Below are 22,421 nucleotides of genomic sequence, written 5' to 3'. Positions count from 1 at the left end.
TATATAGTAAGTTATTTTTGTTAAAATACTATTATACTTCTTTAAAGTATAATGCAATTAATTTTTAGGGTGCTGATATGAATTCACAATTTAATGTATTATGAAATATTATGTACTAGGATATTTAGAGATAGATAATATAAAAAACAGCTGTAAGTTAAGACATATACAGCGTGTGTATGTATTAAACACAATTTAAATATGTTATAGGTGTTTTTTTTCAATGGAACTATATTATAGTTAATTTTTTACTAGATATTTTATGTTAGATATTACTTTCATGTAAACTTAAAAAGTACTTCAAGTATACTATTTATATAACTTATCACACTTGTATGTTGTAGGTTAGTTTTAATAACTTAAAATATTAAAATATTATTTCTAAAATGTGCTTATATTTGATGTGAGCTTAAGAAATTTTATTATATGTTAAACATGGTATTGTTAAATAATGTTTTTACTCCTTGTAGATAGTGAAAATGTGTAGTAAATTTTATTAACTATACGTGTTATTTTTCTTAGGGGTATGTTGTATGGTTTTTGAAATGAGTATATATATATATGTCACACGAAAAGGATAAAGCAGTTTCAGATCTATTGAAAGAAGTTACGAATAACACTGATATGGATAAGATTACATTATTTGAATTAAAATCTGCACTTCATGCTCGTGGTTTTGGAGTATTAATGTTGTTGTTTTCATTACCTCTTGCGATTCCTATACCTGTACCTCCAGGGTATACAACAATATTCTCTATACCTTTGTTAATGTTTGCATTCCAAATGTTGCTTGGGTTGCAGGTTCCTTGGATGCCTAAATGGTTAGAACAAAAGTCTTTTAAACGTGTAACTTTAGCTTCAATTATTGAAAAAACTGCTCCTATATTGAGAAAAGCAGAAAAACTTACAAAGCCTCGTTTATTATTTGTATTTAATAGTTTTGGAGAAAAGGTTATAGCTTTTATTTCTCTTTTATGTGCTATATCAATAGCTATACCGTTACCTTTAACAAATTTTATACCAGCAGGTGGTGTGTCGATTATGTCTTTGGGTATGCTTAATAAAGATGGTGTCATGGCGATTCTTGGAGTAATAGTGTCATTGTTTGGTATTATTGTTACTCTCATGGTAATGACTTTAGGTCCCAAACTTGTCATAAATATGTTTTCTTTTTTATCGAAATTTACATGATCATATATAATACTTTAACTGGCATTAAGGAACCTTTTATTCCTGTGAATAGTAGTAATGTGAAGGTTTATGTTTGTGGTCCTACAGTCTATGATTTTGCGCATATTGGGAATTCTAGGTCAATAGTGATATATGATGTGCTGTTTAGGTTGCTAAAATTGCTATATCCTAAAGTGACTTATGTAAGAAATATTACTGATGTTGACGATAAGATTATTAATGTTGCACAAAGTAGTAAGCAGAATATATATGATGTTACTTCAACTTATATAAGAGCATTTCATGAAGATATGAAAATGCTGAATTGTTTAGACCCAACTTATGAGCCAAGAGCGACTGATAATGTAGATATTATGATCAATGTGATACAGAAGTTAATAGATCTTGGTCATGCGTATGTGTATAATGGTAGTGTGTTTTTTAATATCAAATCTTATCCTTCCTATGGTAAGTTATCTCGGCGTAATATCTCAGAACTTATTTATGGTAGTAGGGTAGATGTGGAATTAGGTAAAAAACATCCAGGGGATTTTGTTTTATGGAAACCTGCTACTGCAATAGATAAGCAATTAATGAGTTGTTGGTCAAGTCCTTGGGGATTAGGGAGGCCAGGCTGGCATATAGAATGTTCAGCTATGAGTTATTGTTATTTAGGTGAAAATTTTGATATTCATGGTGGTGGAGCAGATTTACAGTTTCCTCATCATGAAAATGAAATAGCACAAAATTGTTGTGCTTTTCCTGACAGCCACTATGCTAAATATTGGGTGCACAATGGGTTTCTTACTGTTAATGGTGAGAAAATGAGTAAATCTTTAGGTAATGTTTTAACAGTGAGGCAGTTATTAGATAGCGGAATCAAAGGTGAATTGATAAGATATGTATTGTTAAGTGCACATTATAGGAAACCTTTAGATTGGAGTAGTAAAATAGTAGCTAATGCTCAAGAGTCTCTTAATCGTATGTATACTGCTTTAAGTTCAATAGATGCTGATTTATCATTGGATAGTGGAGTTGAATTATCTAATAGTGTTATTGATTGTTTAAAAGATGATATTAATACTCCAAAAGCTATTTCAATATTGCATGAGATGGTTACAAAGATTAATAAAACATCTGATATAATGAAAAAGGTATGTTTAACAAAAACTCTTATTAAAACTGCAAATTTTTTGGGTATTTTACAGCATTCTTGGCAAGATTGGTTTAAAATTAATAATAATGATAAAGAAATCAGTCAATTAATAGATGAAAGAAAAAAAGCAAGAGCAAGTAATGATTTTAAAAAGGCAGATGATATACGTCAGCTTTTGTTAGATCGAGGAATAGTTCTTTCTGATAATAGAGATGGAACTACACATTGGTATAAGAAATAATAAGATAAACGAGATTGGATTTCTTTAGTTTTAATTTATAACTGTATGTGATAAAATGTTATGTAAAACATACCAATGGCATAGGAGGTAATAAAGTATAAAAAAAATTTCTGCTTATATAATATAAAACCTTTTGTGTAAAAAGTATGTTTTGTTTACGTTTTTTTATACTATAAAAAGCTGTACTGCAAAACAATATGATAGTTACAATTATCATACTAATGTCTCCGCTCTCCTGAAATAAAAGCACAGAACATTTCTGAAAGTCTTGTGAGATATGAAGAAGGGGAGTGAGCATTGGTTGTACCTAGGGGTTTTTGAGTTATATTTTTACTATCTATATAAGAATTAGCATATTGACCAGTAAATTCTACGGCACCGTATTGAGCGATGATAGCACTATCAATTGCTATTGGTGTTTTGGAATTGGTGGGGTTGTTTTGGATTTTAATTAATCCAGTATTTGACATTATGCGAGATTTATTAACTTGTCCTATGATTGTAATATTACCTTTATTTGTGTACAACACACCGCAAAATTTACCAAATATAGTTACGTCTGTATCATGGAGTATTAGAACTGAAAATTCTACACTTTTGCTATGTATTACTACTTCATGAACACCAAATTTAGATATAAGATTTGTACCATTGTGTGTTATATATGTTAGATAAAGTGCTATCTTATTACTGAAATTTTCAATAATTAATTGTTTGTTTTCTATACGTATATTATAAATGAACATAGGTATGCTATGATCAAAAAAAGTGCAAGGTAACTTCCTATCCTGGCTGATATCATCTATTATGTTTAAGTGATTTGCATTGTGCATTGTATTACAAAATAGAGATTCGGCATTTTCAGTTGTGGCAATGTTATGTTGATTAATAGGCCATCCTATGGATACAATAACAGCATGGTATTGAAGCTTAGGATGGAATAATTCTATATTTAATGCATGTATTCCATCTTCATCTTGTTGATTAATAACATCCCATGAGTGAAACGATGTGATTAATTTTTCTGCTTGGCAGAGATCTGTTTGTTTAGTTATTATAGATTTATCTTTTATATTGCTGCAAAAATTGGGTGGAATAGTAAATGTATCTGGTAATTTTTTCTGCATTATTCTACCATTGATGCTGACAGTTCCAAATATGGATATTATGTTTTTACTACATTCTTCTTTTGCATTAGTAATGATAATGCTGCCGTATTTATTAAAGATACTGCCATATACTGTACCAGAAATAGTTATGTCACTTATTTCTAAGAATATTTCTGTATACCTTGGAATGTCGCATTTAATATTGATTTCACATCCATTATCTAGCAAAGGATTAAGGTTGCGAAATATTTTTTGGTTAACAATGTGGATTGCTTTTAGTCCAATAAATTGTTTAGTTGTTCTTAGTAGATCGATATCCCTCTCTATTACATATGATGCTTGTATATTATATAAATTTTGTAAATATTTTGCATATGAGAAGAAAGCTTTTTTTTGTACATACTGAAACAATGTTGCTTTTAACTGATTAATTATTTTATTTCTAATGGTAAATGTTTTGGATAGTATTTCGTTTGTATAGCTTGTGTGGTAATTAATATTATTGTTAAGGCATTGATCAATGAATGATGTCAATATGGTGTATTGGATATTGTATTTCAAGTTATTATTTATTGTAATGTCTTTCTTATTATGAGAGGAATTGTATGCTATTCTGTCTAGCAGATTAATACCGTTATCACTAGAAACTGACATTTGATGTTTATGGTATAATGTGTGTATTTCTTGTATACTGTTCCATAGGGTATCTGATGTTCTTTCATCAATTAGAGGCATATTTACTTTGTCATTTGTAGTAAACCATTCCTTGTATTCCTGCAACATGGATGTGACTTTTTGTTTGAAAGAGGTGAAATCTGGTTCAGTATCTAGTGTTAGTGCTGTGCATAGTGGGATCACATTGCTAATATCTATGAGAGCTTCATCAATCTTTTCTAATGTAATATCCGTTACGTATTTCTTTAAGTTTGTATTGTTTATTACTGATCTGTGTTGAACTTTTGTTATCATAATTTTGCACGCATAAGATTTAGATGACTAGTGTATAATTGTAAATAATTTAATATGCAATTTATTTTTTTAATGTTTTAGGTAAAAAATATTATATAAATATATAAAAATTATATTTATATTACCTTTTTGTTAAGTGATGGTTATTTGTAATTACGTTTATTACTTGGATTATATTAATAAAAAATCTTAGTTGATTTTTGTATCAAATAATTGTTATAGTTCTTTTTGGATTGTAGTTTATAGTCCATGTTGTTTTGTTATAGTATTTGAAAATGTCATTATTAGATTCTCGACCAATTTATAAACCATTTAATTATCCTTGGGCATATGATGCTTGGTTATGTCAACAAAGGATACATTGGTTACCTGAAGAGGTGCCGCTTGCAGATGATGTTCAAGATTGGAAAACGGTACTTTCTGAGAAGGAAAAAAATCTTTTAGTCCAGATTTTTCGTTTTTTTACGCAGGCTGATATTGAAGTTAATAATTGTTATATGAAACATTATTCAAATATTTTTAAGCCTACAGAAATATGTATGATGCTTTCTGCATTTTCAAATATGGAAACTATACATATAGCTGCTTATTCATATTTACTGGATACTATTGGAATGCCTGAAATTGAGTATCAAGCATTTTTAAAGTTTGAGGTAATGAAGAAAAAATATGACTATATGCAGAGATTTGAAGAGTGTAGAAAAAATGATAAAAGACATGTAGCAAAAACTTTAGCAGTTTTTGGTGCTTTTACAGAAGGTTTGCAATTATTTGCTTCGTTTGCGATCTTGTTAAATTTTCAACGTTTTGGAAAAATGAAAGGTATGGGGCAAATTATAGCTTGGTCTGTAAGAGATGAAACATTACATACAGAGTCAATAATCAGGTTGTTTAATACTTTTATTCAAGAGAATTATGAAATATGGGATGATTCATTAAAACAAGAGTTATATGAAGCGTGTAGAATTATTGTTTCATTAGAAGATGAATTTATTAATTTAGCATTTGCTTGTGGAGATGTTGAAGGATTATCTTCTAAAGAAGTTAAGGAATATATTAGGTATATTGCAAATAGAAGATTATTACAGTTGAATCTGGAGCCTATATATGATGCAACTAAAAATCCTTTGTTATGGTTAGATGAGATTTTAAATGGAGTAGAACATACTAACTTTTTTGAGAATAGAGTTACAGAATATGCTCGTGCTGCTACAGAGGGAACATGGGAAGAGGCATTTGAAGACCATTGATAATTACTATAAATATATTTTTAATGTCATTTAAATTTTGAATAGTATTATATTAATGTGAATTCGTTATTCCTATGAACGATGGTATATCACTTTATTGTTTTTTATGTAAAAAGAATTATCTTATTTTGGTGACATAACATTATTTATGTGAAATATGTTATAGTATTACTGTTATATTAATAGGGATTCCTATTTCTGATGCAAAATGGGGCATAGGTTTGTTCTTTTTATATTAAAATAAAGTTGCATGTAATTATGCAATACGCTATGTGTAATGGACATTTCTAATAATGTAGAATAGATTTTTTCAGTTTTGGGTGGACGTTATGTTTTGATTGTTCCTTTGATAATGGCCAATACTAATGGCATGCTTAAGTTTACTTGATTTGTTTTGCTGTCATGTTGTTGATGTATATATTTTCTGCTAATAATTGTAATTTAATTAAAAAGTTGTTTTGTTATTTTTATTTATATATGTAGAATATGAGCTTTTGTAACAAACATGTATAATGCTTTAAGCTAAATAAATACATGTTTATGAGTTCTTGTTATTTTTGTGAGAGGCAACCGTTAGAGCATATACGCAAAGATCTGCAAAACAAATGCCATTTTTCTGTGCTAGTGCATATAATTTTGCTAAGCTATCTTTGACTTTTTCTGGTATATTGCCACCGCGTTCCTTTGCTAGCCAGTTATCTTGATGTTGTACAGGGTGGTTATCTGGTTTTGGTTCTCCAATGTATATGGTAAAAGGAGAACTTTGTCCGCTGAAGTCACATGGGACAATAAATTTCTTTATACCTGGCATATCATTTACCTTGAATAACCTGAACTTTGAACTGTTTGTTTACGTATATTGTGTAAGACTATCTGAGCAATATTCTTCTTTATTCTAGATTCTGGAGCAACTAAAACTCCTTCACTAACTAAAGTCTTTGCAATTAATAGAGCTTCTTCAAGTAATTGAATGTTATTATTAACTAAATTTAACAATAAACTATACGCCATTTCATAGCTAATTTCTTCATCATGTAATATGATGTTACTATTGTCATGCTGTCGGGTTTTAATATTATAACTATTGTTATTATTTTGTAATAGTATTTCTTCATTAGCTGTTGATTGGTCTAATAAATTTGCAAATGTTATACTTAAGTTATCAGAAGATAGATCATTTACTGTGTTACTATATTCTTGTTCTATTACATTGTTGATGTCATTTTTATGTAAAATAGTAAATGATATGTTAATATCTGATTGATTTGTTTTGCTATAAGTATTGTATCTATCTTTAATGGCAGTTAATGTGCTATATAGGCTATAGACACCATTTCCTATATAATCTGTAAATTGCCAGCCTAGTTGTTTCTGAAAAATAGATAACATCATAGTAATATAAAAAATTTACAGCCTATTTTACTCTATTGTATCATGTTAGTGTAAATAATACATTAATTAATTATGGATTCTTATTTAAAAAAAATTATATTAAATTGCGGTGGTGCTATCTCAATAGAGCAGTTTATAAGAATTGCTCTTTATGATGTACATCATGGTTATTATATGACTCGAATGCCTTTTGGTACTCATGGGGATTTTATTACTGCTCCTGAGATATCTCAATTGTTTGGAGAGGTTATTGCATTATGGATATTGTTGAATTGGCAAAAAATGGGGTATCCATCTAAATTTATTATAGTAGAATTAGGGCCTGGTAGGGGAACATTAATAAGTGATATCATTAGAGTTTTGAAGAAATTTGAACAATGCTATGCAGCAACGATTGTTTATCTTGTTGAAATAAGTCCTATATTAGAAAGGTTACAACGAAGTGTTTTGAAAGATGAGAAAATATTCTGGTGTAAGGATGTAAAAGATGTGCCAGATTATCCAGTAGTATTTATAGCAAATGAATTTTTTGATGCTTTACCTATTAGACAGTTTGTATATATCAATAATTCTTGGTGTGAGGTGTGTGTTGCAGTAGAAGATAATGAATTTAAAATAGTTTATAAAAAGATAGATAAGATATTTAAAATATCAAGTGATATTGAAAATCCGGTAATAGAAATATGTGATGAAGCTGTTTCTATAATAAAATGTATAGAAAATAAGATTTTACAAAGCGGTGGGGCAGCAGTCATTATTGATTATGGATATGTAAATTGCCCATATGAAAGTACTATACAATCCATAAAGAATCATAGATATAATGATTTACTTAAAAATGTAGGAGAAAGTGATATAACTGCACATGTAAATTTTGATGTACTGCATAACAGTTTGTCTACTCTCAGGTCAATTATTATGACTCAAAGAGATTTTTTATACAGTTTTGGTATTAAAGAGAGGTTACAAGTACTTATTGAAAATGCCACAGAAACTCAAAAACAGAATTTAATGACAGGTTTTTTAAGATTGACTGAGAATATGGGTAGTATGTTTAAAGTACTTTTAGTAAATCCACGATAAAGCTGTAGTTTTGCTATGATTGGACCTATGAAATCATGCTTGTCCATGTTACATTAATGCGTGTATTTTGTTCAATTGTAGTAATTATAGGTCAATGGGTTTCAGGTCCTTTTTCTATGTTTTTTGATAGTACAGTATATTCTTATGAGCTTTAAAAAATAATGTGCTGTGTTCCATTTACAATTCATCAACTATAACTTGTTCATATTATATTGATTTATGTTTCGTAAATTATGGTAGTTGTGATTATCAATAAGCTTCATTCTTATGCTATGTTTTTGTAGTAGCATGTTGTCCCATAGGTTTTATTGAAATGGTGTGTTATACTCATTTAAAATCTTATCTAGTTAATTAGATGGTTGCAATTGCCCATTCTAAATTTGATTGTTATAACCGTCTATGACTGTATAATGAATTGTAGCTCTATTTATTGTAGTAAAAGAATAATATGCTTTATTATTAAAAATTATACATATCTGTAGTATGTGGCATGAATGTTGTTGATATTATCAAAAGTAAAATTAAGCTATCTGATGTAGTTGGACAGAGAGTTAAACTGACTGGAAGAGGTAATAATGTTATTGGGTTGTGCCCATTTCATAGTGAGAAGACACCTTCTTTTACTGTAAGTGATGAGAAGGGGTTATACTACTGTTTCGGTTGTGGAGCAAATGGGGATGTTATACAATTTATTTCTGATATTAATGCTTTAGATTTTAGGGGTGCAATAGACTACTTAGCAGAGATGTATGGTATTGATTTGCCACAAAATACTAGTAAGAAAGTAAGTTTAAGTCCTATATTGGATGCTGCAACATTGTGGTTTGAAAAGCAATTATATAATAATCATATAGCCATAGAATATATAAAACGTCGAAAGATTTTTGGTAGTACAGTAAAGAAGTTTAGGTTAGGGTATGCTCCAGCATATGGTTTGAGTAAATACTTATTATCTTTAGGGTTTAATGTAGATGATATTAGAAGTACAGGATTATTAAATTCTCAGGATCAAGATTATTTCTATAATAGGATTATTTTTCCTATTTGTAATTCTACTGGAAATATTATAGGATTTGGTGGGCGATCAATTGTTGATATACAGACCCCTAAGTATTTGAATTCTAAAGGAAATGTTTTTTTTCAAAAAAGAGAGAATCTCTATGCATCACATCTTGCTGTACGTGAAGCAAAGAAGCAAGGAAAAATTATAGTGGTAGAAGGGTATATGGATGTTCTCATGCTTCATCAGATAGGAGTTAGTAATGTAGTTGGGTTACTAGGAACATCAATGACTCCTGAACATCTAGTATATTTATGGGAAATAACTTCGGAAATTATAGTCTGGATGGATGGTGATATTGCTGGGAAAATAGCTTCCATTAAATCTGCATTTCTTGCATTATCCTTGGTTAGACCTGGATGTATTATAAAATTTGTTGATGTTTTTACAGGAAAGGATCCCTATGATATCTGTATCAATGGTGGTATTGATAGTGCAATTACTTTGTTAGATAATGCAAAATTATTATCAGAGTTCATTTGGGATTATGAGCTTGCTAAGGTTAGTGTTAATAATAATACTATTATGCCTGAACAATGTGTTATGTTAGAAGCAAAAATTAAACGTTATCTTGACCAGATTGGTGATAATAGCGTTATGAAATATTACAAGAAATATTTTTATTCTCAAATTCGTAATTTACAGTATTCAAAGGATAAAAGTAAGACTTTAGATGGTGGTGGTTCAGTTAACCGAGCAAATAATAAGCTAAAGTATGTAAATGATGAATTTTTGCTAGAAGAATATAATCAGTTAAGAGTAGTATACATCATAATGGAATTTCCAGAACTGCTTGACGATCCGATTATTTTTGATCAATTTTCTAACTTTAATATAAGTAATAAGGATGTATATAGATTACAACAGAATATTATTAATATAAAAGTTACTTTATGTAACCATATAATATCTAAGGAGATTTTACTTTCAGAGTTAAAGAAAAGTAATTTAGATGATATAGCAGATTTTGTTTCAAAAAAAATGTCTGCATCAAATTTTATGTTACTACAAAATAGAAATTATAATATCGATGTTTCAAAGAAAGAAGTAGAAAAAATAATGCTTTTAGATCATTTACAATGTATTCAAACAGAAATATTGGATTTGCAATTGCAAGGAAAACGGGATCTTGCTGAAAAATTATCTAATCAAGCGCAGGAAATAGACAACAGATTAAGAGAGTTATGGAATTATTAAAAGTTGAAAAGTGGGTGTTTGTATAAGGGGATTTTATAATCTTATATATTATTAAAAGAAAAATAGTTTTTGTATTACTATAATGTATTTATTTTTTGAGGTATTTTGATTTTAAGGATAACTTGTATGTATATTACGTAAATTGTGCAATAACAATTTGAAAAAAAATTTATGAGAGATTTTATGAATGCTTTTATGATGTTAAACAGTATTGATATTAAAATATCACAGTTAGTATAGATGTGTTGTGAGTTTTATATATAGGATCAAAAATGTTTTTTGAATAGTTAAGATATATTATTACATGTTATATAGGTTTTTATTAATTTAAATTATAATATTTATATATTTTGTTGATATTTAATTTAGATTTTATTTTTAATATTATTTAAAATATTCGAGCTAGTATGAAGTGGTTGTGAATTTTGATAATTTTAAAAGTATTTTGTGAATGATTCTTTTAATATAGTTATAGATATATTATTGCAGGTTATAGAATTTTTGTTTTCTTAAAGGATATTTGTAAATTTTTACATATTATTATAAACGTTTAGTTATATTATTTATACTGTCTTGTGCATTATATTTATTTTGATAACTTTAATCTTTATGAACAAGAAACTATTAATTTTTTGTGTAGATGGATACGTTTAGAAAAACTGTACTATGATATATTTCAGGTTTATAAAATTACATGTACTTCAAGAATTGATGGTCACTTAAGAGTTAGACATTAGAAGAACCCTCTAAGCTTTCTTGCACGACTTGGATGACGTAATTTGCGTAAAGCTTTTGCCTCAATTTGTCGTATCCGTTCTCTTGTTACGTTAAATAATTTTCCTACTTCTTCTAAAGTATGATCTTTTCCTCCTTTACCTATTCCAAATCGCATACGCAAAATTCTCTCTTCTTTTGGTGTTAATGTTGATAATACTTTTGTAGTTATTTCTCGTAAGTCTGCGAGTATAGCTGCATCTTCTGGTTTTACTGCACGTTTGTCTTCTATGCAATCACCAAAAGTACTACTATCATCATCTCCTATAGGACTTTCTAAGCTTACAGGATCTTTAACTATTTTCATTACCTTGCGTATCTTATCTACATTAATATTTAATCTTGCTGATAATTCTTCTAAGGTTGGTTCTCTACCCATTTCATGTAACATTTGTCTTAATGTACGATTAATTTTATTTACAGTTTCAATCATGTGTACAGGAATCCTAATGGTTCGTGCTTGGTCTGCTATTGCTCTGGTAATTGCTTGTCTCACCCACCATGTTGCATAAGTTGAGAATTTATATCCACGTTTATAATCAAATTTATCTACTGCTTTCATTAATCCAATATTTCCTTCTTGTACTAGATCTAGAAACTGCAAGCCTCGATTTGAATATTTTTTTGCAATGGATACTACTAATCTTAAATTTGCTTTTATCATCTCCTGCTTTGCTTGATTTGCTGCACGTTCGTGCTTTTGTATTTTTGTGACTAATGCTTTAAACTCGGCGAGGTTATCTTCTCCAGAAAGTAATTTAATTTTGCTATAGATACTTATTATATTGCCTTCTTCGTTTAATAACATATTATCCCATTGAGGAGAAATACCTTTTTTTTTCAATACAGAATTAGTATTATATGCATCTAGAAAATCTTTTCGTGGTATACCATAACTCTCTGCAAGACAAATAATTTTTGCTTCTTCTGCTGCAATGGATTTACTTAAACCATAGATTTGTTGTGTGATTGATAGTACTGCAGAATTACTGATTTTAATTTGATATATCATTTCCCATATACTGTCATGTAGATCATTATATTGTTTTTCAATATCTTTATTGATTTTGCCTTGATGTTGTTTCTTGAGTTCTAAAATTTTTTCTGCTGATGCAATGACTGAGTCTAGTATACTTATTACTTTTGGTAACAATGCATTTTCCATTTCTAATATGGAAGTATTTATTGAACCGTTTTCTTCATCTTCATCTTCTGGTATATCTGAATCTTCATCAGGTTCATCTATTAAATCCTTATCATAATCTAAAACACTAGCTTCATCGGTATCGGAAAATTTTTCTGGAAATTCGTATCTATAATTTGCATCTAAATCTATTAAATCTCTTAACATTATTTGTTCGTTTACTAAATCATCTCGCCATGACATAAATGTGCGTAATACTACTGGAGATTCTACTAGTGATCGGAGCATGTTTACTTTTTCTGATTTTATTTTTTTTGCAATCTCAATTTCTCCTTCACGAGATAGTAATTCGACTGAACTCATTTCACATAGGTACATGCGTATAGGATCATCTGTTTGTCCAAAATCCCAAGATTTCATGCTTGTATCTGATACGTCATCTTCATCTATGTCTTCTTTGATTCTGTTTTCTTCTACTATACTATTTGCTTCATCTTCATCGCTTTGTTCAAGTACATTAATACCTGAATCCTGAAGCATTGATATAGTTTCATCTATGTTGTCAGATGATAATACATAATCAGAGAAAACATCGTTGATATCGTTAAATGTAACAAATCCTTGTTTTAATCCCTTGCTTACAAGAGTTCTGAGTAATTCTTTATCTGTTTGTAGATCTTTCATAAATTAGTTAATATTCAGAAACGACAAACTCAACCTAGTATCATAATGTAAATATATTGTCAATCATAAAACGTTATAGGGTATGTGTGTTAAAAAATAATTAAATATTTGTTTATTATTTTCAACAACAATATGTTTCTGATGTAGAATACTAATTTGTAAAAAAGCACGTTTCCAATGTGAAATGTTGCTGGACACATGTATTAAAGTGTCAATTAAATGTTAATTTATTGTGTCAAAAAGATGTTAATTTTGTGAAAAAAAGTCTGTTATTTTATCTCTAATAAAATTGTGGTCATTTGAGTAATTTATTTGAGATCTGAATTCTGCTGAATTATCTAGAGAAGCACTATACCATCCTATATGTTTTTTTGATATTTTTGTTCCAATGTCTTTTCCATAATATTCTATCATATGGTCATAGTGATTTGTGATAATTTGCAATTTTTCTGATGGGGAAGGATCAGGTAAAATAGTGCCTGATTTTATAAAATGTAAAGCTTGATTAATAAACCATGGCTTTCCATATGCTCCTCTTCCTATCATGATACCATCTGCTTGTGATTCTTCTAGTGATGTTTTTATATCATGTAAGTTTTTTATATCTCCGTTAACTATTACAGGAATTTTTACGCATTTCTTAATATTACTAATAAATTTCCAATCTGCCTTTCCAGTAAACATTTGTGTTCTTGTTCTGCCATGTATTGTTATCATTTTTATCCCAATTTCTTCAGCAATCTTAGCTAATTGAGGTGAATTTAGGTTATTATTATCCCATCCAGTACGCATTTTTAGTGTTACTGGAATCTTGACTGCCTTTACTACAGATTCTAGAATTTTTGCAGCTGTAATTTCATCTTTCATTAGTGCTGAGCCAGCATAACTATTGACTACTTTCTTAACAGGACATCCAAAGTTTATATCTATAATTTTTGCTCCCATGTCTTCATTGAGTTTTGCAGCTTCTGCCATTATTGTTGGGTCGCATCCAGCTAGTTGTACTGCAGTGTTAACTTGAATTTGTGATTTTTGCAAACTTTGTTTGGTTTTTATAATCATTGCATAACTTGCAATCATTTCTGAGACTAATAATCCAGCACCCAGGTTCTTTACAAGAGCACGAAATGGAAGATCAGTTACACCAGACATTGGTGCTAATATTACTGGGTAATCTGATATGAATTGGCTAATGTTCATGTACTTATTAATCTTTTTGTTTATATATTGATGTAAGTAAAAATGCCACAATTTAATAGAAAAGATCTATTTTGCTATTGGGTATTTGTATTTTAAATTGATTAGTTATAATAAACAAGTACTGATGAAATATTTTTAATATATTGCTGTACTGTTTAAAGATACCAGATTTTGATAGGATTTCTTGATATATTAAAGAAAGTAATAAGTTATTTAGGTAATAGAAAAGCAAGTTGTATTATAGGGTTTCCAATTAGTTGTGGTTATTTTTCTAATGATATACTTTTTATAATTATATGTTGCAGTGTTTATGTATTTAGAATTTATTAAAGGGCGTTTTTATTTAATAATCACTAAAGATGTTTTACAAGCTATATAGTATTCATTATTAATAATGTATAGCATATTGTTGATAATAATATAATTATGTCAAAGTTTTTAGTTAAAGCACCAGCAAAAGTTAACTTGTTTTTACATATTACTGGTAAACGAGATGATCAACATCATGATTTAGAATCATTGTTTGTTTTTGTGAATGTTTACGATATATTGGAAGTTGATGTTGGTACCTCAAAAAGGGGAGTCTATTTCTCAAATTTTAAGATTAGTAAGTATAATAATACTGTATATAAAACAATAGAGTTGTTATTGAAGCATAGTGCTATACGTCCTAATGTTTCTGTAAGTATTATAAAGAACATTTTAGTATCTGCAGGTTTAGCAGGTGGGTCAGCTGATGCTGCTGCTGTTATGCGTTTATTAGGTAATATGTGGAATATTGATTACAGATTATTACAGGATTTAGCTTTAAAAGTTGGAAGTGATGTTCCAGCTTGTTTAGAGTCAAAGACCCTTTTTGCTAAAGGGGTAGGAGAAGATATATTGTTATTACCTGATTTGTTATTGCCAAAATATATTATACTTGTTGCTCCAAGAGGTAAGGCATTAAGTACAGCGAAAGTCTTTAATAATTACCAGAGCTGTACTTACTCTCCTTCAATATGTGATAAACTTCCTGTAAAAGGAGATGATTGGATGGAATTAATTTATAATTCTAAAAATGATTTATTAGAGGTAGCATTAAGGTTTGTTCCTGAAATAGAAGAAATATTGTTTGTGTTAAATAAATTAAAAAATTCTGTGATTGTACGTATGACTGGTAGTGGTGCAACATGTTTTGCTTTGTTTAACGAATTAAGTCATGCTGAAGATGCAGCTAGGAAATTGCAAATGACACGTCCTGATTGGATAGTTTTTAATGCTAAAATACTTTAGATTTTTGATATTTTTCTATCAGTACTTTGGTAATACAGTTACTTAAATTTACTTATATGAATTTATCATTTACATTAATTGAATTCATAGTAACGATTGCAGGCATGCTATAGTGGGATAAGATATATTTTATCTACCACTGAATTAGATTGTTGTTTTAATGTGGTAGCAGATTTATGAAACAGTACAATCATTTATCCACTGTATAAATTTATCATTTGCATTAATTGAATCTATAGTAACGATTGCAGGAGTATCGTATGGGTGGATTTCTTGTATTTTATTCGCAGCGTCTTGGACTAAGTTATTTGTTGTTTTTAGTATAATAGCGCATTCAGTATTATTATGTACTTCATTTTCCCAGAGGTATACTGATGTAACATTATTAAATATGTTAGCACATGCTATTAGCTTGTTGTCTAAAAGAATACTACTTATACGATATGCATCTTCATAAGTAGGGGCAGTTGTATAGATTAAAGAAATGTTTTGCATATGTAGTTTTAATTGTGATTCAGATATTTATATGGTTTTTATTATAAAAATCAATTTATATCAATTTTATAAGTAACTGTGTTTTTATGTATTTTGTGAAAAATGTATAAGAATCAAGTTTAGTTTTGTGAATGGTTATTTGATATCTCTAGTACTTTTTCTGTAATAAGTTGCTTAAGAGAAAAAGGTTTTGATAGGAGGTTGATTTTTTGTTGCATCTTATGTTTTTGTTAAATACTGCTTTAATATGTTAAGAAATAAAAATCAGTTTATATCAATTTTATAAGTAACTATGTTTTTATGTATTTTGTGAAAAATGTATAAGAATCAAGTTTAGTTTTGTGAATGGTTATTTGATATCTCTAGTACTTTTTCTGTAATAAGTTGCTTAAGAGAAAAAGGTTTTAGTAGGAGGTTGATTTTTTGTTGCATCTTATGTTTTTGTTAAATACTGCTTTAATATGTTAAGAAATAAAAATCAGTTTATATCAATTTTATAAGTAACTATGTTTTTATGTATTTTGTGAAAAATGTATAAGAATCAAGTTTAGTTTTGTGAATGGTTATTTGATATCTCTAATACTTTTTCTGTAAGTTGCTTAAGAGTGAAAGGTTTTGATAGGAAGTTAATTTTGGTTACATCTATGTTGTTGTGTTTGTTAAATACTTCTTCAGCATATCCAGAAATAAAAATAATTTGAATATTTGGTTTAACTTTTAGTATTTTTTCTACGATTTCTGGACCACTTATTTTTGGCATTACTACGTCACTTATAACAATATCTATAGGATATTTATTGATTATTTCTAATGCCTGATCTCCACAGTTTATGTCTATGACTTTAAATCCTTTCTTAGTTAGTGCTTTTGTAGCAAATATTCTGACAGGATCTTCGTCTTCAATTAATAAAATAGTTGTTGAAGTACTGATCTCTGGTATTACAGTACTTACTTCATTTGAATATTTATTATATGATATTTCAATGTCATTACTGTTTGATAAATGTACTGTAGGGATAAGAATAATAAAGGTGGTACCTAAATTTATTGTGCTTTTAACATATATATATCCATCTGTTTGTTTTACTATTCCGTATACTGTAGATAAACCTAACCCTATGCCGGCAACTGTTTCCTTTGTAGAAAAAAATGGATCAAAAATTTTTTTCATTATCTTCTCTTCCATGCCATGTCCTGTATCTGAAACTTCTATTGCAACATATTCTCCATCTTCTATTTGTTCTTTATCTGGAGAAAACATGTCTTTTAATAATATCTTTAAAGTATCTGTTTTAGTATTATAGGTTTTTATAGTTAATTGTCCTCCTGTTTCCATTGCAGCTCTTGCATTTACTACAAGATTAATAATGACTTGCTCTAGTTGACATAAATCTACTTTTACTAAATTAATATTTTGCTCATATTGAATTTTTAGTTCTATGTTTTCATTAATTAATCTCTTAATCATATGTGATAGATCTGCAATGATGTTATTTACATCAAAAATTTTAGGTTGTAAGGTTTGTTTCCTTGAGAAAGCTAATAACTGCTTTATCAAATTTGTTGCTCTATTTGCATTTTGTTTTATTTGCATTATATCTGAAAAAGAAGGGTCTGTTGCAGTATGTTTTATCAGTAACAGATCACAAAAGCCTATTATTGCTGTTAAAATATTGTTAAAATCATGTGCTATGCCTCCAGCTAATTGTCCGATAGCTTGCATTTTTTGTGATTGTTCTAATTGTATCTCTAGATTTTTACGATCTTCACTGTCAGTTATGTAACATATAATAAATATGTTATTCTGATGTATAAATTTGTTAAAATGAATTTTTACATATAAATTGTTATAAAGTTGTGCTTCTAATGACATATTTTTTACAATGTTATTTTGGAAATATTTTTTAATTTTTTTATTGTATGAAGGTAATATGTATTCAAAAATATACTCTTTGCTATGTTTAACTAGTCTTTTTAGTGTGTTATTTGATTTCAATATTTTACCATCTGTGTTGCATTGTAGGATAGCTATTGGTGCTTCTATGAAACATGGATGTAAATGATAATTAAGAATGTCGGAATTTACTGGGGTTAAGAGTCCGTAAATGTAACTGTGGTTGTTTTTGTCATAAAATGCAGCTTGTGATATATATGCTTTAAATTTAATTCCAGTAGTTGTTGATAAAGTAACTGTGTTATTATCTATGATTTTTTCCTTATTGTAGCTTTTTGTTAAAAAATTAGCAAATGTAGTGCCATTCTCTATTGAATTTAGTTCAAACATTTTTAGGAAAGTATCATTTACAGATAATATTACTCCCCTATGGTTAAGTAGGTATGCGCCTACACAGTGTTTCTGTATTAATCTTTCATATACTTGTTCTTTAGTAATTTTTATAGCTTTAAGTACAAAATATTCTTGTGGTCTTGCAAGAGGAGCAAAGAACAGGTTTGTAGTTTTTACATAACTAATTTCTATTTCTGGATTCTCTAATACTGGGTCTAATATTAGTGTAAAGTTAGAGATTTTATTTTTTGTATTTAAACAGAAGTATGTGTTAATAGATAACTTGTTTTTTAGTGCGTTTTTAAATGCTTCAATTTCTTGCTCACTAATATTACCTAGTTCTAATATATCAAATAGATCTAATTTCTTTTCTTGATTTTTTATGAATCTCTCATAAAATCTTGCGTCAGCATATACAACTTTCCCATCATTTTTTATTATCAAGCAAAATTCCGTGTTATGATTTAAAGAATTAGCAAAGATCATGTTTTGGTATTCTATAGAAGCAATGATATACAAGTATTGCCGTAATTGTATTGATATTGCTAATATACTGATGCTGGTAAATATGCAATTGATAATTATGTTTATATAACTATCGTATATATTAAAGAAATATAAACTGGATATGCACAATAATGGAGCTATTAAGAAAATAGATAATTTACATACTGATAATCCGTATTTTCTTATTACAAAGTCTACCTTATTGTCTTGTGTGTTATCAGTATGTCTTTTTTTCATCTTAACATAACTATAATACTTACTAAAATTACATAATAATATAAATGCTTAAGATTGCTATATGAATATTGTACTGTGGAGTGAAAGATCATTGCTTAGTTTAATTTCTATTAATATTCAACGTTAAAAAATGTTTAGAATAATTTCAGTGCAATTGTCATGCCTTCTTCTGTAGGAAGTAAAGTTGTTAGATATTTATCTTTATCAGATAGCCTTTTATTGAAGGAGAGCATTTTATGTATTGTAGTTTTAGACACTTTTTTTATTGTGTTATTATTAGAATATACATTCCCAAATAATAGTGTATTATCTGCAACTATTAAACCATTTTTCTTGATATTTGATTCTGCCCAGTCTAAGTAATCACAATATCCTGATTTATTAGCATCTATAAATATCATATCAAACGGTGACGTATTGGTTAGTTTTTGTAATGCTAATATTCCTATATCATTTATTACTGTGATTTTGTGAGATAAGTTGTATTTTTTAAAGTTGTCTTCTGCTAATTCGGCATTTATAGTATTTTTTTCTATAGTATATATATGCCCATTTTCTGGTAATGCTTTAGCCATGCACATAGCAGATGAGCCAACAAAAGTTCCAATTTCAATTATGGATTTTATATTGTTCATTTTTATTAATAATTGTAATATTTGTCCTTCTATAAGATTAAGTTGCATTAGGGATATATCATCTTTAATAAATTGATGTGTTGCTACAACTTCTGCATCTGTGATTGAAAATAAATCATGTATATATTGTAATTTTTTGCTTAGTATTTTGTTACGCATAAAACCATTTTATATAATAAAAATTACTAGTATAATCCTGTTTTTCATTTAATTTGAGTTTTTATTCAATTATTAGTATATCATTGCGTGGCAAATTAACAACACTTTTCCTAAAAAACATGATATATATATAATTTTATATCGTTTTATTGTGGTTATATGATATAATTAACATCATTAGGGAGTTATATAAGAACTAATAATATAGTTAATTATGGTGAGGTAGTAATAACAATGAGTTTTTACACGTATGATGTAATAAAGAAACAAGTGGCAGATACTTTTAATAAGTCAAGTAATGCTACTTATTCTGTACTAAATGATCCAGCATATCGTGATAGGTATAGAGAAAAGTTCCTTGAAGCTCAGAAAAAGGGTATGGATATGGTTGTATATTATGACGGTACTATAGCACTAATAGAAAATAAAATAGCAATGTATCAATATGGTTGGCATAAGAAAAGAAGAGAGTTTGAGCGTATTAAATTTGCTACTGAAACCAAGAAAAAGAAGAATAAATCAAACTAATTATTATAATTGAATAAGTTGAAAGAGTGTGGTATAAATCTGTATACAAAATTTAACATAAAGTAATCCTTACCTTTTTATTAGTGTATATTATTCAAATATATCAATTAGAAAGTGATATTTATGGTAGTTCTAAATGGTCAACAAGTTGTTTCTTTTGAAGAAAGTTGTGGTGTAGCCATTGATGAACTTATTTCTAGAGCTGGAAAGGTTGTAGGTGATGCTATATTTAACCTCTTCCCAAGGCAGCCTGTAGTAGTAATTTCTGGTCCTGGTAATAATGGCAAAGATGGTGTTGTTGCTGCAAAGATGCTAAAAGCTTGTGGGTGGCCAGTAGTTTTAATGTTATATAATTCTACTGTTGATATAGATGAAGACTGGGTAGTACCATTAACTTATGATAATATTGTTAATTCTCAGAGCTGCTTAATTATAGATGCACTATTTGGAATAGGGTTATCACGCTATATACCTGAGGACTTATCATGTATATTTAGCTATATTAATAATTCTAATGATAAGATTGTTGTTGCAGTTGATATTCCTAGTGGTATAAATTGTAATACCGGTCAAGTAATGGGTTGTGCAATACGTGCTGATGTTACTATAACTTTTTCTACATTAAAAATAGGACATGTTTTATTTCCTGGTTCTAGTTATTCTGGCAAAGTGCATGTTGTAGATATTGGAATCGGCATTGATTACAGTAAAGTTACCATACGTAAAAATACTCCTGCTTTATGGAAAAATGCAATACCTAAGTTAGAGTATATAACAAATAAATATGCTAGAGGATACACATTAGTATGTTCTGTTGGGAACAAATCTATAGGGGCTTCAAAACTTGTTGCAATGTCTGCGTTAAGGGTAGGGTCTGGTATAGTAAGCATTGCTTGTGACAGTAATGCTTTTGCATTCTATGCAAGTTGTTTAACATCAATTATGTATAAGCTTTATGATGATGTAATTAATGATGATAGAATTACATCTATTATAATAGGTCCGGGATGTGGGATCAGTGAAATTACTAGACAGCGTACTATGGATGTTCTCAGTAAACAAAATTGTGTTCTAGACGCTGATTCTATATCAGTATTTTCTGATTCTTATGAAGTTCTTTTTTCTAAAATTAAGCATAATGTTATCATAACTCCACATGAAGGGGAATTTAAGCGTATATTCCCATTTTTAACTGGTAGTAAAATAGAAATGGCAAAGAAAGCAGCAAGCTTGTCAAAAGCTGTTATAGTTTTAAAAGGTCCAGACACTATAATTGCTGATCCTATGGGTAATGTTGTAGTAAATAATGCCCCATTTAGTTTGGCTACGGCAGGGAGTGGAGATGTATTATCTGGAATTATTGGTGGGTTGCTGTCTTCTGGTATGAACCCATTTGATGCTGCGTGTTGTGGAGTATGGATACATACAAAGTGTGCTAGAGAGTATGGGATTGGATTGATTGCGGATGATATAATACTGCAAATACCTCAAGTATTAAAAAAATTGTTTAGTTAAGGTTAGTAATCTTTGAATATATTGAATAATTATAACATATGTGGGGTATGGTATTTTCAATTATTTTAAGTGTTTTTTATGATATCAGAACATGTATATAAGGTATTGTACGTTTTTTTCTAGGAATATTGTATTACTTTATGAAAGGAATTAATAGTAATTGTTGTTATTATAGTTCTTGTAAAATAGAAAAAAAATACTAAATATATGTGATGGAGTATGGTATTGAAGTGTTTTTTAAATATATGTGATGTAGAATACCTTGTTCTTTTTTTCTGGTATACCTCTACAGTAAATTTAAAATTCTTTTCACAATTATCGTTAGTAATAATGCTTATCTCTTGTATGAAGCAT

At 28.6% G+C, this 22,421-nt stretch carries 16 protein-coding genes; 8 read left to right on the top strand and 8 right to left on the bottom strand.

Translation table 11 applies throughout. From position 1 onward, the window contains the following. Positions 1-561 precede the first annotated feature (561 nt). The gene (locus tag PVA18_RS03050) at positions 562-1,191 is read left to right on the top strand and encodes an exopolysaccharide biosynthesis protein (RefSeq protein WP_045804516.1); all 630 of its coding nucleotides are present in this window, start codon (positions 562-564) and stop codon (positions 1,189-1,191) included. Continuing rightward, a complete protein-coding gene (cysS, locus tag PVA18_RS03045; RefSeq protein WP_045804517.1) occupies positions 1,188-2,567 on the top strand; it encodes a cysteine--tRNA ligase in 1,380 nt (459 codons plus the stop codon). The genes PVA18_RS03050 and cysS overlap by 4 nt, the downstream gene beginning before the upstream one ends. A gap of 218 nt (positions 2,568-2,785) precedes the next feature. Here the strand turns inward: cysS and PVA18_RS03040 are convergent, their stop codons facing one another. Then, positions 2,786-4,645, bottom strand: a complete 1,860-nt coding sequence (locus PVA18_RS03040) for a hypothetical protein (protein WP_045804518.1) — start codon at positions 4,643-4,645, stop codon at positions 2,786-2,788. A 275-nt stretch (positions 4,646-4,920) separates the two neighbouring features. Between PVA18_RS03040 and PVA18_RS03035 the strand changes: the two genes are divergently transcribed. Further along, entirely contained in the window at positions 4,921-5,895 is a 975-nt protein-coding gene (locus PVA18_RS03035; protein WP_045804519.1) for a ribonucleotide-diphosphate reductase subunit beta, read from the top strand. 538 nt (positions 5,896-6,433) lie between these two features. On the opposite strand, the gene PVA18_RS03030 is transcribed toward PVA18_RS03035, so the two are convergent. Both PVA18_RS03030 and PVA18_RS03025 read right to left on the bottom strand, forming a co-directional pair. Continuing rightward, on the bottom strand, positions 6,434-6,706 hold the full coding sequence (locus tag PVA18_RS03030) for a DUF2610 domain-containing protein (RefSeq protein WP_024071945.1): 273 nt from the start codon (positions 6,704-6,706) through the stop codon (positions 6,434-6,436). A 5-nt stretch (positions 6,707-6,711) separates the two neighbouring features. Then, positions 6,712-7,287 (bottom strand): hypothetical protein, encoded by a 576-nt coding sequence (locus PVA18_RS03025; protein WP_045804520.1) that lies wholly within the window; start codon positions 7,285-7,287, stop codon positions 6,712-6,714. 72 nt (positions 7,288-7,359) lie between these two features. Here PVA18_RS03025 and PVA18_RS03020 point away from each other — a divergent pair, with 72 nt between their 5' ends. Both PVA18_RS03020 and dnaG read left to right on the top strand, forming a co-directional pair. After that, the gene (locus PVA18_RS03020) at positions 7,360-8,370 is read left to right on the top strand and encodes a class I SAM-dependent methyltransferase (RefSeq protein ID WP_045804521.1); all 1,011 of its coding nucleotides are present in this window, start codon (positions 7,360-7,362) and stop codon (positions 8,368-8,370) included. Positions 8,371-8,860: 490 nt separating this feature from the next. Then, a complete protein-coding gene (gene dnaG / locus PVA18_RS03015; RefSeq protein WP_045804522.1) occupies positions 8,861-10,627 on the top strand; it encodes a DNA primase in 1,767 nt (588 codons plus the stop codon). Positions 10,628-11,360: 733 nt separating this feature from the next. Here the strand turns inward: dnaG and rpoD are convergent. Further along, positions 11,361-13,229 carry an RNA polymerase sigma factor RpoD gene (gene rpoD / locus PVA18_RS03010; protein WP_045804523.1) on the bottom strand — a complete coding sequence of 623 codons (1,869 nt, stop codon included), beginning with the start codon at positions 13,227-13,229 and terminating at the stop codon, positions 11,361-11,363. A gap of 246 nt (positions 13,230-13,475) precedes the next feature. Then, positions 13,476-14,429: a tRNA dihydrouridine synthase DusB gene (gene dusB, locus PVA18_RS03005; protein ID WP_045804524.1), complete on the bottom strand. Its 954-nt coding sequence runs from the start codon at positions 14,427-14,429 to the stop codon at positions 13,476-13,478. A gap of 426 nt (positions 14,430-14,855) precedes the next feature. Here dusB and PVA18_RS03000 point away from each other — a divergent pair, with 426 nt between their 5' ends. After that, positions 14,856-15,704 carry a 4-(cytidine 5'-diphospho)-2-C-methyl-D-erythritol kinase gene (locus tag PVA18_RS03000; protein WP_045804525.1) on the top strand — a complete coding sequence of 283 codons (849 nt, stop codon included), beginning with the start codon at positions 14,856-14,858 and terminating at the stop codon, positions 15,702-15,704. Between the two features lie 174 nt (positions 15,705-15,878). Here PVA18_RS03000 and cutA read toward each other — a convergent pair whose 3' ends face one another. The 3 genes from cutA to PVA18_RS02985 all read right to left on the bottom strand — a co-directional run bounded on the left by cutA (position 15,879) and on the right by PVA18_RS02985 (position 20,024). Then, complete coding sequence (gene cutA, locus PVA18_RS02995; protein ID WP_045804526.1) at positions 15,879-16,199, bottom strand: divalent-cation tolerance protein CutA; 321 nt, start codon at positions 16,197-16,199, stop codon at positions 15,879-15,881. A gap of 547 nt (positions 16,200-16,746) precedes the next feature. After that, a complete protein-coding gene (locus tag PVA18_RS02990; RefSeq protein WP_045804527.1) occupies positions 16,747-19,230 on the bottom strand; it encodes a response regulator in 2,484 nt (827 codons plus the stop codon). A 134-nt stretch (positions 19,231-19,364) separates the two neighbouring features. Then, the gene (locus tag PVA18_RS02985) at positions 19,365-20,024 is read right to left on the bottom strand and encodes an O-methyltransferase (protein WP_045804528.1); all 660 of its coding nucleotides are present in this window, start codon (positions 20,022-20,024) and stop codon (positions 19,365-19,367) included. A gap of 234 nt (positions 20,025-20,258) precedes the next feature. On the opposite strand from PVA18_RS02985, the gene PVA18_RS02980 reads away from it, so the two are divergent. Both PVA18_RS02980 and PVA18_RS02975 read left to right on the top strand, forming a co-directional pair. Beyond that, positions 20,259-20,552, top strand: coding sequence for a DUF2671 domain-containing protein (locus PVA18_RS02980; RefSeq protein ID WP_045804529.1), 294 nt, complete (start codon positions 20,259-20,261; stop codon positions 20,550-20,552). A gap of 123 nt (positions 20,553-20,675) precedes the next feature. Further along, positions 20,676-22,067, top strand: a complete 1,392-nt coding sequence (locus tag PVA18_RS02975) for an NAD(P)H-hydrate dehydratase (RefSeq protein WP_180384224.1) — start codon at positions 20,676-20,678, stop codon at positions 22,065-22,067. The last annotated feature ends 354 nt before the right edge of the window (positions 22,068-22,421 follow it).

Origin of the sequence: Ehrlichia muris subsp. eauclairensis, from assembly GCF_051097115.1 — a bacterium.
GTDB classification, from domain to species: Bacteria; Pseudomonadota; Alphaproteobacteria; order Rickettsiales; family Anaplasmataceae; genus Ehrlichia; species Ehrlichia muris.
This window is presented reverse-complemented; position numbering and strand designations above follow the sequence as displayed.